Origin of the sequence: Moorena bouillonii PNG (genome assembly GCF_001942495.1) — a bacterium.
Classification (GTDB): Bacteria; Cyanobacteriota; Cyanobacteriia; order Cyanobacteriales; family Coleofasciculaceae; genus Moorena; species Moorena bouillonii.
This window is the reverse complement of record NZ_MKZS01000001.1, coordinates 564,726-582,914: the sequence shown is the minus strand read 5'-3', so window position 1 is coordinate 582,914 and position 18,189 is coordinate 564,726. Positions and strand designations below refer to the sequence as shown.

The window sequence follows — 18,189 nt, the reverse complement described above, 5'->3', positions numbered from 1 at the left end:
TTTGAATTTTGTCTTTTGTATTTTGAATTCAAAAATGGTCATCTATTCAATTCGGGTTAAAAAGATTCCAGTGGCAAAATCTGTATGTTGATCGGCGTGGATAATATTTCCACCATTGGAATAAATAAAGTTCGTAATCTTAGCCACAAGCCCTGGGAGCAGGTCAATTTTGTAAGAATACTTGAACTACAAACGCTTGAACTAGAGTGTTTTCGGGACTTGAGCAGGAATTATGAGTTATTTTAGTACATTTGTTCTGCGAATTTGACATGCTCTCTTTTGCATAGACCATGTTCCGTTATTTTCTAAGTTATGGTTGAGGAGTAAGTTTAATCCTGCTGTGGGAATGCCCCCTGGTTGGTTTTTTTTGGGGAATTTAAGGCGATCACCCTTGTAGGAATTAAAGAGTGGCACAATAGTCTAAGACAAACACCGTCTGAGTACTAAGCGTATGGATGATATCAGAACAATTACCTCGGTAATTGCGCTCTTTTTATCGCTTCTGAGTTTGCAATGGAGTAGGCGGCGTCCAAAGCTTGAGGTTACGTATGAAGACAAGAGTCCTTTTAAAAAGCACGCTCAAATTATCGAGACATGGGAGTCAAGTGTTTTTGTTCGGGTTCGAGTCCGTAACCGGGGGAGTAATATTGCAAAAGGATGCACAGGAAAAGTCGTGAGCTGGTGTGCAGGGAAAGAAGAGACAGATGACTTTGATCCAGTTCGAGTTCATTGGGTGTCTAATCCCCCGGACGATGATGGCCCCATTAGCCTTGCTGTAGGGGAGTTCGAGTACTTAGATGTCTTCAGGGTTAATATCGGCGGGGGGCGACTAGACCTTTATACGAACTCTCACCCGAGAGCCACTTCAATGAGCTTTGCCTGGCCTCAGGCATTCGTTCTAAAAGTGGTCGTGTATTGCGAGGATAGTCCAGCTTCTTCGATTCGGCTAAGAGTCTCTTATGATGAGAAAAATAACCCCATAGTCCAGTGCATAAAAGGTAGCCCCTTGTAATAAATCGGCCAAGCTCGTTTCGACCAAATTACGCTGACCATAAATAAGTTGTATTGCTTCCATTGAGTTCTATCAAGAGCAATAAATAGACGTTTAGATTGAGGGCAATGAGTCTGAATTAGATGTTTAATAATTGGAAACCATAGTAAAGTTACACTCAGTTGAGGGAGTTTGAGGAATCTTTGTAAGTAACGGCGACGACTCTCAAATAATATCGGTTAAGGAAACAAAGCTGCTAAGCGTTCAATCCGGAAGCAGGTCAATTTTGTAAGAACACTTGAACTAGAAACGCTTGAACTAGAGTGTTTTCGGGGCTTGAGCAGGAATCATGAGTTATTTTAGTACATTTGTTCTTCGAATTTGACATGCTCCCCAAGCCCTTGTTGATCGGGACAAGATAAAAGTAGTGTTGCAGTGGGTAAATTTATTTTAACTTATGAACTAACAATTATTTTGAATGAATCTAATAGATAAATAACCATTAAGTAGTCGGACAAAAGTTTTGGGTGCTATATAAAGTTTTGCAAATATCGACAAAACCTTTTGGTGTAAAGGTTACAAGGCTTTGACAGTTTTTGAGACAGTACCGTTTATTTATGTCCGACTACTTATAGAAGATAATATCTGATTCGTCTAGACTCAACATCAAGGTAATTTCCGTAACGTTAATACCTAAGCATTCAGCTAAATGCTTACCTTGCAGAAACCACGCTAAAATATGAGCAAAGCTACTGTAGAATAGGCTAGCCATGACACGCAAAACAACTCGACGTAAGTTTATCGTGACCAGTGTTGCTGCTGCGGGTGGTATTGTGGGAAGTGCAGCATGGCATAAACAGCAGTCTCAACTGTCAGCAAAAGCAGCTATTCAACTGCCAACAGCAGCTACAATGCCAGAACGAGTGTTAGGTAAAACGGGGGTTAAGGTTCCAATCTTTGGGTTGGGAGGTGCAGGACAAACCCCTTTGTCGAAGATGAATCGAGAAGCTGATGCCGTCGCCCAAATTGAAGCAGCATTACAGTTTGGAATTCGTTATTTTGATACGGCAGCTAGTTATGGCCCCAGCGAAAACTATATGGGTAAGGTATTACCCCCTTATCGCTCTAATCTATTTTTAGCAACAAAAACAGCACAACGAGATCGAGATGGGGCTTGGCGAGAGTTAGAGCGATCGCTTAAACGCCTTCAAACTGATTCTATCGATTTATGGCAATTACATCACGTGTCTTTTCACCAAACGTTAGATCAGATTTTTAGTTCCAATGGCGCTATCAAAGCCTTTGAAGAAGCAAAAGAACAAGGAATTGTCAAATATTTAGGCATTACCGGACACCATGAACCGGATGTGATTGCAGAGGGGTTGCGGCGCTATCCCTTTGATACAACCTTAATTTCTCTGAATGCGGCAGATGTTCACCATCCTCGTCCTTTTGCTAAAACTGTTTTACCAGTGGCGCGAGAGAAAAATGTAGGAGTGATTGCTATGAAAGTTCCAGCTTATGGCAAGTTATTCAAAAATGGTGTGTTAGATGGAATGGAGCAAGCCATGGGTTATGTATTGTCTTTAGAGGGAGTACATTGTTGTATTATTGCTGCCGAATCCGTCAAGCAATTAGAATCTAATTTTAAAGTAGCCCAAGCATTTCAATCCTTAAGTTCAGCACAAATGACTGCTATTGAAGCACGCACAGCTTCTGCTTGGCAAGACAGTACATTTTTCCGGCGGTGGACCTAAAACTGTAGCAACGTATACCCTGGATACCTACAGATCAGCACTAGGGTGCGTCATTGACGCACCCTACAATCTTAGCTGAATCGCCTATCAACAATGCTGCGAGATATAGCAGTCGCCAGGGCAGTTAGGATATGACAAAAGTCTCAAACCTAAGTAAGCGCAAGAGTTTGACTTCTGACTTCTGACTTCTGACTTCTGACTTCTGCTAGATTTAAGGCTTAACCTACTGGTGCTGACGGCTCTTCTGGCTTATACTCAGGACAATAGATCAGATACTTGCCAGTAACATAACCTTGTAAGGGCGCAGAAATAGGAACCCAGCCATTACTACCACGATTAACAATCGTTACCTTAGAACCATCAGCGATAATTCCAATAATCTCGCCATCATTTGACGGTGCTTTGCGGACATTTAAACCCTGTGGTGCTGAAACTTGCCGACAATCCTCTTCAGATGGTGGTGGTGTTGGACAAGGTTTTATTTTAACATACTTGCCAGACACATAACCGATTATGGGTTCTGAAATCTTCAGCCAGCCATCTGCACGTATACTCTCAATCTTGACCTCGGTACCATTTTTTAATGTACCGATACTTGGACCACCAGGGGTTGAACGCACTATCAGATCACTACCAGTAGTGGTAACTGTACCACACTCTTTTTTGACAGTGGGACAGGGTTGAAGATACCGCTCAGACACATAACCTTCTCGGGGAGAAACAATCGGTACCCAACCATCAGTGCTAGTACCCTTGATAGTGATTTTAGTACCATTTTCTAGAACACCGACAATCGTACCACCAGGGGTCGCACGCACATTTAGCGGGTTACCATTAGTCGATACTAGACGACATTCTTCTTTGGGAGGAGGTGGTGGACAAGGTTTAAGATACCGGTCGGAAACATAACCCTTTTGGGGAGAGACAACCTGTACCCAACCATTAGTACTGCTATTGACGATAGTGATTTGAGCGCCATTGTCCAAGTCACCAATAATCTTACCACCAGGACTCTGACGTACATTCAGACCCCTGCCAGTATTGGTAGAAACTATTCGACATTCCTGCTTAGGTGGTGGTGGACAGGATTGGAGATACCGCTGAGAAATATAACCTGACAAGGGAGAAGAAATTTTTGCCCAGTCTTGGTTTACTATTTGCTCAAGGGTAACCTCAGACCCGTTTTTGACTAAACCGATAATCCGGTAATTGCTACCGGGTCCACTGCGGACATTGAGATCACTGCCTCTAGTCACTACTTTGCGGCATTTGTCTGTAGCCGCAGCTAGTTGAAATTTTGCTTGGTTCTCAAATGAGATGTTTTCTAAACGAGACGATGGGGTAAATTGAGCGATCGCAGGACTAGTAGCATAAGATGGCGCAGGAAAAGCTGTAAAAGCTAGCGCCACAGAGATGCACACCACTAGTAATTTTCGCCAACCACTAATCTTTCTGATCATATGTTGGATTGATTATTCACTATCAAAGTGGAATGGCTTTATTTTATTAGAAGCCCCGAGAAAACCCCAGACTCTCGATTCCTAGCTTCGCGGTGGCAAGAATAGAACAGGGTGCCAGCTGCTGCGCATTAAATCACCCGCTAAGCTACGCACTGACCAATCTAAGAATTTCCCTTTGTGATCGGAAGAGATTGCGATCGCAGTAATATCATATTCTAAGGCTGTGTCTAAAATCTCTTCACGGGGATTGCCCACTCGCACGTCCGTATTGACCTGTAAGCCCAGCTGTTCTAACTCTGCTTTTACTGGTTCTAGCTTGTCTTGAGCTTTTTGTAACTGAGGCTCTTTAGATAATTCTTTGCGCCCCCCTTCACTGACTACCCACAACAGCATACACTGCTTTAGTGAGTCATCTGGTGCTTGTTTAGCATACTCTTTGACCCTTTCCACGACAGATTGAGACGCTGTAGTGCCGTCATAGGGAATTAGCAAATACCGGAATAGATGTTGGCAGCGTAGATCGAGTTCTTCGCAGGTGTAAGCTGAAATCAGTTGTGGTCGCAGCATTAGCAATGGTGTACTACATTCCTTGCTCAAGGTTGCTGTAGTGCTACCGAAAAGCTTTTCTTGTAATAAGCTGCGCACTGGCGTGCCAATCAGTATGACATCAGCATGGTAACGTTTGGCGATTTTAGGAATACTGTCACTAGGACGACCTGAGGTCACTTCGATGTGAACCTCTACCCCTTCAGGTATATTGGTCAAACCGTTTTCAAAGCGGCGGCGAGCTTGTTCTATTCCTTCTTCATCAATGCGAGGTATTTCTCCCTCTTCCCAAAGCGGAACAAAGTGGCAGAAGATTATTTTCTTGATCCCACCAGCCGCTAAACTGGGGACAAACTCTACTAGCCGATATAAACCGTCAGAGAAATCGGTGCAGATTAGGCAATGCTGAAACATATGCAGGGAGGATGGCTTTTTCTTAGAGTTTCTTTGAGACTAGAACACTTTACAATTACTGTGGATAGTTTTGCATTAATTTATACAAATTTATCAACTAATGATCCTGACTTGCCTAGACTGAATTGGGTTATTGCCAATCCGTTAGCTATCAGCTATCAGCTATCAGCTATCAGCTATCAGCTTTTCAATCAAACAGGTAAGCATTCGTTTAATCTCTGTTACCTCTACTGACGGCTGACCGCTGACCGCTGTTCGCGTAGCGTGCGCGTAGCGCATATGCTTACCTTTAAGCAAGCCTGCGGTTATAATACTTAGCCTGATAATAATAGTTAACAATAAGTTGAATCAATCAATTTTAATTTTAATTAAATCTTAATATAATTCGAGTTTACGCCCCAGCATCCCCAGCTCCTTTCCTACCTACGGAATTGAGCAAGAGAAGGAGGTCGCGACTCAATTAAGGCGAATAACAATCAGACTAGGGCTTTAGCTATAATCCCCACTCGTGTTTTAGGACTTCTTTGTACATTGTTTCACGCATCATCATTTGCTCATAGAGTTTGATTAGGAATTCCTGAGCTTGCTCACGGCTCATTTTCTGGACCTGAGATTCAAAGGACCGCAGGTTAAATTTTTGCTCCAGGGAAAGTTCTACTGGTTTAGACATAGTTGAGCTCCTTAAAAACTAATCATGGGTTTTGGCTGGCTAGAGCAGCCCTAGTTTAGATCAGGCTAGGTATCGGTAAATGTATCAACCGTTAACCTATCTGACCTTTAATGAAGAATCGTAACAAGTATTTGACAAAATGACCAGGATTTGATCCATTCTGAGGTTATATATGACCTAGACTATTTCTAGCAAGTTCCCTGGCTAGAATTGATGCTGTCTAATTCGGTATATAGCGCTACGCGAAAGTTATAAGTCAGAAGTCAGAAGTCAGAAGTCAGAAGTCAGCTAGACTCACGTTTCGGAGTTTATGAATGTCAAACATCTGAATGCATAGTGCTATAACTGTTTCTTATACTCGATAAAACACAATTCGATAAAACACAATAGGTGCGCGCCTCCAAGGCCGCGAACAATCCCTCGCGGCCTTGGGTCGCACCTGTAGAATAGGCATCTTGCCGTGGAATCGGCATCAGGCGTGGAACTGGCATCTTGCCAGTTTCATGCTTATTTGTGGAATGGCCATCAGGCGTGGAACTGGCATCTTGCGTAGAACTGGCATCTTGCCAGTTTCATGCTTATTTTCGGGCGGGCAGGATGCCCACTCTACTCCTATTCATTCAAAGACTGAGGCAACGCCGAATTAGTACAACCAGTACCACAACGGCAATATAGTTAGTTAACTATATTGCATATACAATCATAGTTAAGTGAGCCGCCTCGATGGGATTGGCCTTTGGGCGACGCTACGCGATTGACCTTAGGTCACGCGGGGCGCGTTCCCATGGTGTCAGATCCAACTAGCACCATAACGGAATAGTAGTTAATTAAATATAGTTAACTTAAGATTAGCTAGTTGACTTAGAGCCTACTAGACAGTTAAGCATTCATCCTTCTTAATTACCTGCTCAGCCTCACTTAATCCGGAATTCCCTAGCTGGCAACAAACAAGCAATCCCTACAATACCGCTACAATAGGGCTATGCCTAGATCTACTACTTCTTCTGACAACTCTCCCTCACTCCCTGATGATGACCCAATGGCAACATCCCCCCTACTGATCCTAATTGATGGTCATTCTCTGGCTTTTCGCTCCTATTTTGCTTTTGCCAAAAGTCGTCAGGGTGGATTACGGACTAAAACTGGAATTCCGACCAGTGTCTGTTTTGGCTTCATTAAATCTTTGCTAGAGGTAATGGAGTCAGAAAACCCGAATGCGATCGCAATTGCTTTCGATACCAAAGAAGCCACCTTTCGCCAACAAGCCGATGCTACTTATAAAGCCAATCGCACCGAAACACCAGAAGATTTCCTCCCAGATATCAAGAATCTCCAGCAGTTACTGGAAGGGTTAAGAATCCCAGTAATAACCTCTCCTGGTTATGAAGCTGATGATGTATTGGCAACTTTAGCTCACCAAGCTATTGATCAAGGCTATCGTGTCAAAGTTGTATCTGGCGACCGCGATTTATTTCAACTCGTTGCTCCAGATAAAGGAATTACCGTTTTATATCTCAGTGGTGCCTTTGCTAGAGGGGGTGCTACAGTTGGACCAACGGAATATGGCTTAGAAGAAGTAGAAGCAAAATTGGGAGTCTTACCCTCTCAAGTCGTCGATTATAAAGCCCTCTGTGGGGATCCATCCGATAATATTCCTGGAGTTAAGGGCATCGGAGCAAAGACTGCAGTTAAGTTACTCAAAGAATACCAAACCCTGGATAATATTTATGCTTCCCTTGATAGTATTAAGGGTGCGGTTAAGAAAAAGCTGGAAGTCGGTAAGTTAGATGCTGAGCATGCTCGCTATTTGGTTCAATTGCGATTTGATACTCCTATCGATATTGATTTAGACCAGTGTCAGCTCCAAGGATTCGATCCTCAAGTGCTCAAACCGCTATTGGAGAAATTAGAGTTAAAGTCATTTATCAGTCAAATAGATAAACTACAGCAGCGCTTTGGTGGCGTAGTGCTAGAGGATATCCAAACTGATGCCCCAAATGATACTGATAGTGATACGAATAATAATACTGATAGGGATACTGATAGCAATACTGATACTCAAGAAGATCAGGGTATTTCCTTTTTCAGTGCAGCGGAAACGGAAGAGTTTCAACAGCAAGGGTCTAATACTGGTTCGATTCAACCACAAATTATCGATACTGTAGACAAGCTCAATCAATTAGTTGAACAGCTAAAATACTATACCGATGCTGGAAATCCTGTGGCTTGGGATACAGAAACCAGTGATTTGGAACCACGGGATGCTCAGTTGGTGGGGATTGGCTGTTGTTGGGGAAAAGAACTAACTGATGTTGCTTATATTCCTATCGGTCATAAAGATGGGACTAATTTAGACCAGGATATGGTCTTAGAATCCCTACGTCCAATTTTAGAAAGCTCAGATTATCCCAAAGTCTTACAAAATACGAAATTTGACCGACTAGTCTTCCGTTGTAACGGGATTCAGCTAGCAGGAGTGGTATTCGATACGATGCTAGCTAGTTATGTACTCAATCCCGAAACTAGCCATAAACTTAGTGACTTAGGGCTGCACTATTTAGGAATAGAAGCAAAAAGTTATGATGACTTAGTTCCAAAAGGGAAAACTATCGGAGATTTAGACATTCCCACGGTAGCTAATTACTGTGGGATGGATGCTTATACCACCTTCGGAATAGTTTCTAAATTACGAGAAGAATTGGCGAAAATTCCAGCTTTGCAGCAATTGTTGCTAGAGGTAGAGCAACCCCTCGAACCAGTATTAGCTGAGATGGAATACCAGGGGATTAGTATTGATAAGGATTATCTGGAACAGTTCTCTCAACAGCTGGAAAAGGATTTAGTGGCGATTAAACAGCAAGCCTATCAAGATGCTGGACAAGAATTTAATTTAGGTTCCCCTAAACAGCTGAGTCAGTTACTGTTTGAGAAACTAGGGTTAGATCGTAGGAAGTCTCGTAAAACCAAAACCGGTTACTCTACCGATGCTACTATCTTAGCTAAATTACAAGGAGACCATCCAGTAATAGATGCTGTTCTGGAGTACCGTAGCTTATCGAAATTGAAATCTACTTATGTGGATGCTTTACCAGCACTGATGCGTTCCGATACTAAACGAGTACATACGGATTTCAACCAGACCGTGACCACAACTGGTAGATTATCCTCCTCTAGTCCTAATTTACAAAATATTCCTATTCGTACTGATTTTAGTCGCCAGATTCGGAAGGGTTTTATTCCAGAATCCGGTTGGCTGTTGGTATCTGCTGACTATTCCCAAATTGAGCTACGAATCCTAGCCCACTTGAGTCAAGAGCCAGTGCTAGTGGAAGCTTACCAAACTCAAGCGGATGTCCATACCTTGACAGCGCAAATGTTATTTGAAAAGGAAGACATTACTGCTGAAGAGCGGCGCTTGGGTAAAATAATTAATTTTGGCGTAATTTATGGCATGGGAGCACAACGGTTTGCTCAGGAAGCTAAGGTATCGGCAGCTCAAGGGAAAGTATTTATTGATCGATTGAACCAGCGCTATCCTCTAGTGTTTGCGTATTTAGAGGAAACCAAGAAAAAAGCGATCGCACAAGGCTATGTAGAAACTATACTCGGACGCCGTCGCTACTTTAGCTTTGGTGGTAACAGTCTTAGAAGGCTGCAAGGTAAGCCTCTTGATCAGATTGATCTCGATCAACTTAAGGGTATCAATCCCTATGATGCTGGGTCATTAAGAGCAGCAGCTAATTCCCCAATCCAAGGCTCCAGCGCTGATATCATTAAAATTGCTATGGTTAATCTGTATCAAGTGTTACAGAACTATCAGGCGCGGTTGCTATTACAAGTCCATGATGAATTAATCTTTGAAATTCCCCCTGATGAATGGGAAGAATTGCAGGTAAAAATTCGGGAAACTATGGAATCCGCAGTTGAGTTGACTGTTCCTTTGGTTGTGGAAATACATGCTGGGGAAAATTGGATGGAAGCGAAATAAGGCAATAGGCAATAGGGAATAGGGGGTTGCTGAATTAAGGAATGAATGCGCGATCATCTGGTTTTATTAAAGCCCCCTAAATCCCCCAATTCTGGGGGACTTTGACAGTTTTTCCCCCCAGAATTGGGGGGCTAGGGGGGCGAAACCATACTCAGAATCAGCAACGCCAGCAATAGTGCGATCGCACTCATCAGCTTAGTGGTAAGCGTTAGGACGATACATTACCATTCCTCATGAGCTAGAGACATGAATTGTATCTTTGCCATCACTGGATCTAGCTCAGAAGACTCTTTAGAGTAGACTTCATTCAGCTTCTGTAAAATTTGATTGCGATTGTACCTTTTAAGATAAGCTTTTAATGCTTTTAGGTAGAGTTCACTACGCGACAAGCCCATCTGTTGAGCAAGGGCTTCTGCCTCTTCAAAAACTGAGTCTGGAAGTGAAATTTCAGTTTTCATAGTGACTTTAGGAATAAGACCTAATTCTTGATTATACCTTGGTTATACCAAGATTAAAATAGCTGTGACGGCACTTGAGCATTAATCCTCCCCTGGCTACCAACTATTAAAGCTACTAAGCTGCCAATCCTAAGCAATCCTAAGAAAGATTTTCCTTGCATGCTCCGCAAATTATCCATTTAATGTAGATTATCAAAATTATAGACTAGGTAGGCATAGATAAAGCTTAAAATTCATAATTCGATAATGAAGCTGGAAGCCTGTATTCAAAAGGTTTTCACAAATGTGAATCCAACACTATTTAACGGATAATTTAACCTATCTACTTACTAGATTTTACAAGAGTTACAGTATGCTTGTCACCCTTTTAGGATGAAATGTGAAAGCCCTGCTTAACTCAATATTAATAAAACTTGAGTAATACTTCATCAAAGCTTCGCCTACATTGACTGTATGTCTAGTTAATATAGTCGAGGTAGAAAATATTATATTAACTATCTGATTGATAATTTGATTTGAGATTGTAATCAATCCAACCCTTATTATCCAATGCTTGAGTCAGTTTACAAATTGTCACGATTAGTAAGTTGATGGGAGCCACTTACTAATCGTAATGTGCAAGATCCTGTAATCGTCTACAGGTCACTCTAAAAGGGATGCATCTCAATCCATGCTGTTTGATCCAGTGGTGCGTTACGGGACGGACTGTCCCAATACTGGCTACCTATAAAATTAGAGGGAGCCCGTCTTATCACGCACCCTACTGGACTTTTTTACAGTCCAACTAAATTATTAAACAGCCAAATAACGCTTCCAGTGATTTACAGATTCAGTTTCCAGGTGCTCTATATCTAGAAGATTTATCATAACGCTCAACGTCTCTATCAGATATCTCTTCAGATAATTGTTCCATTCCTACACACTGATCATGGCACAAGTATCCCGAACCAAGTTCTCAATCCCAAAGCTAATCTTTCGGTCATCCTTAGTCACATTATCCATAGTGTTTTCAGCCAATTACACCTGGGCCTTTGGTTTAGACGATCTTATTCCAAAGATTAAAGTTCCCAAACTTCCTGGGGGAATTAATGAAGAAATCGAAGACGTGATAAATGACACGATTGATGACGCAGTAGATGAAATTATTCCCTATGGCATTCCCCGTTCAATTGAAGAGTTGGTGGATCGACTGTTTGGAGCCCTGGCTAAAGATTATGGTGTTATTCAACAGACACCCTATTCTGCCGGATATAACGAAGTGCTAATCGTTTCTCCATCCACAGGGGCAGAACAACGGATGCAGGTAAACTTACCAGAAGAAGAATTTCGGATCTATGAGATTGCCTTTAAAGGTGTTTCAGTTCCGAAACCAAAAGCCGTTGTAGGTGGACAAAGCCCACTACAGGAATCAGAAATTAAAGAGCGGTTATCTGAATTCAAAATTGAATACGATGACCAAAATAAAGTGCAGGCAATTATTCTAGCTGATGGCACTAAAGCTGAATTTAGCAATAGTCAGGCTATTATTTATGGTGCATCCGGTAAACCCATAGAAACCATAACCTTGTCTCAAGCCAATGCTAACCCCTCAGAAAATTATATAGCATTAAAGAACACAGGAAAACAAAAATGTGAATCCAATGTCAAGCAGCGCTTACAAGCAACACTGGATAATGCTAATTTAAAGAACTTAAACCTAGCACAACTAGGTACTTCTGATGAAGCAAGACTGCTAGCCTGGGCTGGAACTTTCGGTAGAGAAGGATTAGCAGACTCTCTACTACCCGATAGCAGAAATCAAACCATACAAGCAATTAGTTGTCAAGCTCCAGTCCAATGTAATAAGCCTCATACATACGATGGAAAGAGCGAAGTTAGGACTGATCTATTTAAGATCCCACCAGGTACAAACCCAAAAGTCGCTTTGGAGTATCAGTTTTTTACTATTCCGGATAGACTGGAGATTTTTCACGAGGGGTCTCGTGTTTTTGAGGATGGACCAACGTCAGGGCATCATGAAAAAGATATTAGTGACGATATTCCTGATAATGCGAAGTATGTGGGAGTTAAGGTAATTGGTAATCGTGATGAGGGCACTCGATGGTGGTATACTATCCACTGTCAAAACAACAATATTGGTGACATATTAAAAGTTGAAAATGACACTAATAAAGAGATAAAACTAGGAAAATCAAATAACTTATTGTCTCCTGAAGAGCGCACTCGCTTGAGAGCTCTGGGTATTTATTCCAAGGATTTGATTCCAGATCCAGGAAAAAAATTTGATACTTGTAAATCAGGCACAGACTATACAGCTATTCCCACTCGTACATTTAAAACAGAAGATGGTAAGGCTTGGCCTTTGTTGACATTTCTAAATAAGGAAAACGAGAATTTTTGGCGTTGGTTCGATCCGCATGAGAAGAACTTACAAGAGTTTCTTGGAACAGCTACATATTATACATTATTTTACTATGATACACGACCCTACGTGTTTACTGATCTGCCAGTTCGTATAGATGGTTTAGTTGATGATAGTCCAGGGGTTCTAGACATGTATTACGCCTTTATGGGAGTGGAAGGTCAGCTTCAAGTAAAAGACTTTATAACTATCTTTATTGAGGATGAAAGTAAAATTCCTTCCGATTACCGTGACTCAATCGCCACAAGATCGACTCAAACTATAAATGATAAGATATTAGAACTAATAAACACTGGATTTATAAGTACAAATTCAATTAAAAAGCTACTAGAAGAGACGCCAATAGTCATTCAAACAGTAGGAAAAAAAAGGGAATTACCGACATTCGATGATCTTGTTTATAATCCCCATATGTTTGTTGCAGTTCATGGTGTTCAAGGAGCAAATCTTACTTTAAAAAATTTGCGTATAGAAGTATCAATAGACCCTGAATCAGGAATAAGAAGGGGGACTTGGAGAGCTTCTTTAGTTAATGAATTATGCGATGACTTTGCTTTTGGGCGAACAGAAATTGATGATGCAAAAACTTTTAATATGATCAACAGGTTATTCGAGGAAGCCGAGGACCTTGTATCTCAGGCTCTTGAGCGAGGAAGAGACTCAGATGAATATAAAACTAAAATTAATAGCGCTATTGACAAAATCGATCAAGCTTTAAAACTGATCACATACCCTGAAGATGGTTTCGAGGCTCTGTTGAATGTGCGTAAAAAGGCCGAAATCAAGAAAGGAGTTTTGATTGTCGGTTATCTACTTCAGAGGTATGGTTCCGCTAAGCCATACATGGTTAAGATTCCACTCAAATCCGAAATTACTGGTGAATTCACTATTCCTGATAGATATCAAAGTTGTGAAGGAAATGGTTGTAAGTAAGAGTTATAACTATTTTTGGTGATAACTTTCCCACAATATACTGCTAGCTGAGTCAAGTCATTAGTTTGAGCTACCGGGCTAGGCGATCGCGCTTTCATACTTCAATATCTTGATGCAAGGCCAAATAATCAAATAGGTAATTTTGAATAATCGCAAAGCCTTGACCGACTCAGCTACTAGCCGGAAAACTCCCACCAACAAAGTGGATATCACTAAAGGTTTCAATCCACAAACGAGCGCCACAATCGAGTGGATTATCCGGCTGATACACAATCTTACACGGACCGAGGATTTCCACTTCATTACCGTAAAGATTAGTGCCCTTTCGTTTTACTGAAATCACTGGCTTGCGGTCTTCCGGGCTTTTCTTCATATTCGAGCCAATGTGATTGCGATTGACATTAATCTTAGCTAAAGCTGGGGGACGACTAGTGCGCCATTTCCCTGAGGGGGTGACAACAAGGCTAAAAACTAGACAGGGTATGGGGTGTGGGGTGTGGGGGGTGGGTAAAATAGAAGCGATGCAGCGCCTTCACGCGGGGGTTTCCCCCATGAGCGACTGCATCAAGACAGGTAATTTGGAGTGAGCCCAGCGATAACAATCAGTCCGAAACCTGATTTAACCGTCCCGTCGCAACTCCGCCAGCTCAAAATCTTCCCCTACACCCATCCTTTCAAGGGTATGTTTTTAAGATTCATCCAGGGGCAGGAGAAAAATCGGGAATAAATCTACCTGTAGGTAAAGGCATGCCCTTAATCGCAGATGCCAAAATTCTTAAAAATCCTCGTCTGAAACAACTTAAAAATCGAGTAGGATTAGTTTTTAGCAATAAAATTTGCTTTTCTGGTATGCTCGGATTTTCCTTTGTCTGAGCGGAGGAGCTCATTTCATCATCTAAAGGAGGTAAGCTACTTGCTGGCAAATTCGCCTCGGCCTCTCCACCAATACTGACTAAAAATAAAGTAGCAACAGCAATGGCTAACCAGAGACGTTCTGCTCGTCGTTCGCGTAGCGTGGCCTTTTGGCCAGGGTCATTCATTTTAGTGTGATGACTACCTTTACCACCTCGTTTGATGTACATGAATTGACATTCAATCCAACCGCGCATACCATACCAACTTTCTCTGTGCTTGTTGAGGACTCAAATCTGTTACGATTAGCCAAGGATCGGCATAGCCAGAATCCCATTGAGCTAAAAGAGTGCAAGACAGACTGTTGGTTTTCAAACAAGTTACCTTGTCTTGATGCAAAGCGCGAGTGGGGGAAACCCCCGCGTGAAGGCGCTGCATCGCTTCCACTCCAAGATTGCCCCACTTGAGTAATTAATTCTGAAAGAGGAACAAATTGTTGCTAGGCGTGAGGATTGATAATATCCCTGATGGTTAATACGCATAAATGGATGCCAACCCAATTGTTCAATCGCTTGGTAGAACCAATCAGCGTATAAACCTCTGTCTGTAGTGACAATCACCAACCAGTCGGTTCGCGTAGCGTGGCCTTTTGGCCAAGGAACACCCTCTTGAAGAGAATCTAAGAGTTTGAGCCAGTAGGGTTTCCAACTGCCTTTTTCGTTTGCTCTCACTATTTTCGCTCGCTACAGGAATTCCACAACCTCGATAAACCACACTAATAACTAATAAAGTAAAACGCGCTACCAATGTGGAAGCCTCCGCAGCTAATACTAAACTTTTTTCCTCTGATGACCACCAACTTAATATAAGCGCGTAACAAAGGAACAAAGCTATGTTCGACCTGGATTTCTCTACGCTTTCTTCCGTTTTTATCGACTTTACTATTATACCATTGCCTTAATCTTTCTCGAATTGTGTTTTCTGGTTGCTCTAGAATTTCCCCCAAAAACACCACCGCAGTAGATAAACCACTGCGGATGAGTCATCGCAATAGCAAAGCTCCACATTCCTAATACTACTGCTTGTGGTTTGCTTAAATGAGGCATTTTTAAGGGTGACCACCCGCAACCATTGTTGATAAGTAATTGGACGATTTTTGTTCACTGTGATTGATGTCACCCGGCTTTAATATACAATAATTATTTGACTATGGAACACATTTGATAAATTCCCTGTTTCTGAGTACTATTTAATGTCATTTGCTCCGCGCCGGGCGCGGGTACGTCATGGTGGCAGCAGTACAAAACAACGCGGGTAACGAACGTGATGAAAATAAATTTCAGTACTCCAACAGTCGCTCTGTGTGACCGCTACCCGAAGTTCTTTTGTCAATAGTTACCTACCAAAACAAATTTTCAAGTTGGTGCAAGTGTCTCAGCCATCGCCCCGTCAGGGGATAGCCATCAAGCAGAATTCGTCACTTAATGATTTTTATTGAATACTCAAATCCTTCCTGGGGTTTGGGTTTCAAAATGTATTTCTGTTGAGTAATACCTAGGCGAATGCCCAAATCTAAAAAACATACCCTTGAAAGCTACACCCATCACCCCACACCCCACACCCCGTAAAGCTTTTAAGGCTGTTTGTCACCCCGTCAGGCCATTTCCCCTTTGGTCCACGATTACCTTTAGTAATTTGCGGCAAATGCTTAAACAGAGGAATAATCCAGAATTTCCCGCTTTTATAGGCACCCCGCACCCGACCCTTCTCTAGGAGTTGGCGCAATCGTCGAGAAGAAATTCCTAATAGAGATGCCGCTTCAGTACACCAACCCCATATTAATGGAGCTGAAAGAATAGAGGAGCGCAGTGATATAGCGCTACGCGCCAGGCAAGAGGCAAGAGGCAATAGGCAATAGTAAAGAAAAAACTTAGTAATCAAGGGATTGAGCGATTTTAATTTTTATTAATTTGTCAAACACCATAGTGCGTAGTGCTATATGGTGAGGGCTCTTACCCCTGATTCGCTAGCAGTATCGTTAACCGAGTAGTATTGGTTAGCCTATTGACAAATGTTCGAAAAACTTACACCCTAAATGAGCGGACTACCTATTCCCAGGAAGACACGGTAAAGGGTAAATTACGCATTCAGCTATCAGCGGTCAGCGGTCAGCAGTCAGTTTATTTTATTCAAAAGCACCTCAACGTGGCACAGGCTTCTAGCCTGTGACGCCCATAAGCTGATAGCACCTCAAGTAGCGCTAATCGCTGTTCGCTGATAGCTGACGGCTGAATGCTTACGTTTCCGCAGGACAAGACTCACCCAACTAAGCAACGCGGGAATTGCCTTACGAGCCATCCAGGAAATATCCGAACATCGGACTATGAATTGCTACCACAAGTCAGTGAAGCGCTGATTTATAGCAAGGTAAACGCATCTTATTTTTAAATATTTACTGCATATGAGATTCATCCGATAAGTATTTATTCTTATTAATTTTGAAATCTCTTCTGACTAAGGCTTATAGCATTTAGATGCCTTTGCCCTGTGATTTATACCGCCATGATCAGACTTGGGTTACGTCATATTGATTCTTAATAATTACTTTATAAAATACAGGGTCAGCAGCAGACAAAATGGCTCATAATAATCATTAGCCAGATATCGGTTAATTGTGGGGTTAAACCCCTATCCTAGACTATCGTAAACATGTACTTGCAATAGATTTAATTTCATAAAAATAATGCGGTATTTTTATGAATAATCCTAGGCTTATTCCTTCTGGCGCTTACCCTGTTATAATAAGTTGTTTAACTGGGACTTTAGCACAAAAGGTACTCAAGAACCGAAGATTAGCTTCTTTATTTTTTGTTGACAAATCAGCTCTTATCTAAAAAGTCTACTACCTTACTTTACAAATGTTTGAAAAACTTAGTTGTGTCCGTGTAGGTGATGGCCATGTAGCCAGCTTACATGAGAAACTATTACGCGATCTTGGGATAGAGACTGTGGCGATTATTGATCCCGATCCGGTTAAACAAAAAGATGCATAAAAAAGAGGAATAAAGGTATGTTATTTTGAACAAGCGGCAGAACTACAGCCTTTTTTTTGGGATATTTGTTGCCCAACTAAATTTCACGTTGAAACAATTCAAACTATTGTATAAATCAACAATAGCGCTAATATAATTGTTGAAAAACCCATTTGTGAATATGGCGAATTCAAAACCTTGATTGATTTGCTTGATATATTTTATGGAAAACTGGTTGTCAACGAAAATTATCTATCATCATCGGTAACAGAGAAGATTAAACAAGTAATTTAATTTCTGGATATTACCCCAAATCGAGTTATATCTGAAATGACAAAGAATAGAATTAATGACTTTATTAATGGTCGTTTTTTGGATAATCATTTTTATGCTTTTGGATATGAAGGTTCACATATAGTGACCAATGTTATGGCTCTGGGAGAGGACTATCTACCCAAACAAATTGGTAATATGTTTTCTGCCGATCTATGTATTGATATCAACGGCAAAAAGCAGTATCTGCCTAAGCAAGGGATGGTAGAAAAGCACTATAGGCAGGGTAATCGCAGCTATTTAGTAGAAATCGTACTTGACAAAAAAAGGCAAATGACAGGTAGGTGCTCGCCAAAGTAAATGACCTTAAACGGTAGTATTTGTGACTGTTTT

The 18,189-nt window shown here is 41.6% G+C and carries 14 protein-coding genes and 3 pseudogenes; 7 read left to right on the top strand and 10 right to left on the bottom strand.

The genetic code is table 11. The features are described from left to right. Positions 1-45: 45 nt before the first annotated feature. Both BJP37_RS44190 and BJP37_RS38260 read right to left on the bottom strand, forming a co-directional pair. A pseudogene (locus tag BJP37_RS44190) lies at positions 46-168 on the bottom strand (ACT domain-containing protein); the annotation flags it as partial. A 1,448-nt stretch (positions 169-1,616) separates the two neighbouring features. Beyond that, positions 1,617-1,763 carry a hypothetical protein gene (locus BJP37_RS38260; RefSeq protein WP_158069367.1) on the bottom strand — a complete coding sequence of 49 codons (147 nt, stop codon included), beginning with the start codon at positions 1,761-1,763 and terminating at the stop codon, positions 1,617-1,619. Here BJP37_RS38260 and BJP37_RS02495 point away from each other — a divergent pair. Then, a complete protein-coding gene (locus BJP37_RS02495; RefSeq protein ID WP_075896211.1) occupies positions 1,762-2,748 on the top strand; it encodes an aldo/keto reductase in 987 nt (328 codons plus the stop codon). The two genes, BJP37_RS38260 and BJP37_RS02495, sit on opposite strands and share 2 nt — an antisense overlap. 218 nt (positions 2,749-2,966) lie before the next feature. On the opposite strand, the gene BJP37_RS02490 is transcribed toward BJP37_RS02495, so the two are convergent. The 3 genes from BJP37_RS02490 to BJP37_RS02475 form a co-directional block, all read right to left on the bottom strand. Continuing rightward, a complete protein-coding gene (locus BJP37_RS02490) occupies positions 2,967-4,208 on the bottom strand; it encodes an SH3 domain-containing protein (RefSeq protein ID WP_075896209.1) in 1,242 nt (413 codons plus the stop codon). Between the two features lie 81 nt (positions 4,209-4,289). Further along, a complete protein-coding gene (locus BJP37_RS02485) occupies positions 4,290-5,168 on the bottom strand; it encodes a universal stress protein (protein WP_075896207.1) in 879 nt (292 codons plus the stop codon). A gap of 493 nt (positions 5,169-5,661) precedes the next feature. Next, positions 5,662-5,838: an NblA/ycf18 family protein gene (locus BJP37_RS02475; RefSeq protein ID WP_008178810.1), complete on the bottom strand. Its 177-nt coding sequence runs from the start codon at positions 5,836-5,838 to the stop codon at positions 5,662-5,664. A 492-nt stretch (positions 5,839-6,330) separates the two neighbouring features. Here BJP37_RS02475 and BJP37_RS35420 point away from each other — a divergent pair, with 492 nt between their 5' ends. Both BJP37_RS35420 and polA read left to right on the top strand, forming a co-directional pair. Continuing rightward, a complete protein-coding gene (locus BJP37_RS35420; RefSeq protein ID WP_143727437.1) occupies positions 6,331-6,513 on the top strand; it encodes a hypothetical protein in 183 nt (60 codons plus the stop codon). Between the two features lie 307 nt (positions 6,514-6,820). Beyond that, the gene (polA, locus tag BJP37_RS02470) at positions 6,821-9,826 is read left to right on the top strand and encodes a DNA polymerase I (protein ID WP_075896203.1); all 3,006 of its coding nucleotides are present in this window, start codon (positions 6,821-6,823) and stop codon (positions 9,824-9,826) included. A 221-nt stretch (positions 9,827-10,047) separates the two neighbouring features. Here the strand turns inward: polA and BJP37_RS02465 are convergent, their stop codons facing one another. Then, on the bottom strand, positions 10,048-10,284 hold the full coding sequence (locus BJP37_RS02465; RefSeq protein WP_075896201.1) for a ribbon-helix-helix domain-containing protein: 237 nt from the start codon (positions 10,282-10,284) through the stop codon (positions 10,048-10,050). A gap of 1,003 nt (positions 10,285-11,287) precedes the next feature. On the opposite strand from BJP37_RS02465, the gene BJP37_RS02460 reads away from it, so the two are divergent. Then, on the top strand, positions 11,288-13,639 hold the full coding sequence (locus BJP37_RS02460; protein ID WP_075896199.1) for a hypothetical protein: 2,352 nt from the start codon (positions 11,288-11,290) through the stop codon (positions 13,637-13,639). A gap of 169 nt (positions 13,640-13,808) precedes the next feature. On the opposite strand, the pseudogene BJP37_RS02455 reads toward BJP37_RS02460, so the two are convergent. The 4 genes and pseudogenes from BJP37_RS02455 to BJP37_RS02440 form a co-directional block, all read right to left on the bottom strand. After that, a pseudogene (locus BJP37_RS02455) lies at positions 13,809-14,090 on the bottom strand (DNA-binding protein); the annotation flags it as partial. 244 nt (positions 14,091-14,334) lie between these two features. Beyond that, on the bottom strand, positions 14,335-14,721 hold the full coding sequence (locus tag BJP37_RS40640; RefSeq protein ID WP_075896197.1) for a hypothetical protein: 387 nt from the start codon (positions 14,719-14,721) through the stop codon (positions 14,335-14,337). 150 nt (positions 14,722-14,871) lie between these two features. Then, a complete protein-coding gene (locus tag BJP37_RS40635) occupies positions 14,872-15,222 on the bottom strand; it encodes a hypothetical protein (RefSeq protein WP_198953936.1) in 351 nt (116 codons plus the stop codon). Positions 15,223-16,150: 928 nt separating this feature from the next. Next, a pseudogene (locus tag BJP37_RS02440) lies at positions 16,151-16,330 on the bottom strand (MerR family transcriptional regulator); the annotation flags it as partial. 225 nt (positions 16,331-16,555) lie between these two features. Between BJP37_RS02440 and BJP37_RS38255 the strand changes: the two are divergent. The 3 genes from BJP37_RS38255 (at position 16,556) to BJP37_RS02435 (ending at position 18,156) form a co-directional block, all read left to right on the top strand. Then, entirely contained in the window at positions 16,556-16,720 is a 165-nt protein-coding gene (locus tag BJP37_RS38255) for a hypothetical protein (protein WP_158069366.1), read from the top strand. Between the two features lie 689 nt (positions 16,721-17,409). After that, positions 17,410-17,544, top strand: a complete 135-nt coding sequence (locus tag BJP37_RS43200) for a hypothetical protein (protein WP_269086936.1) — start codon at positions 17,410-17,412, stop codon at positions 17,542-17,544. A 309-nt stretch (positions 17,545-17,853) separates the two neighbouring features. After that, positions 17,854-18,156, top strand: coding sequence for a hypothetical protein (locus BJP37_RS02435; RefSeq protein WP_075896193.1), 303 nt, complete (start codon positions 17,854-17,856; stop codon positions 18,154-18,156). Positions 18,157-18,189 lie beyond the last annotated feature (33 nt).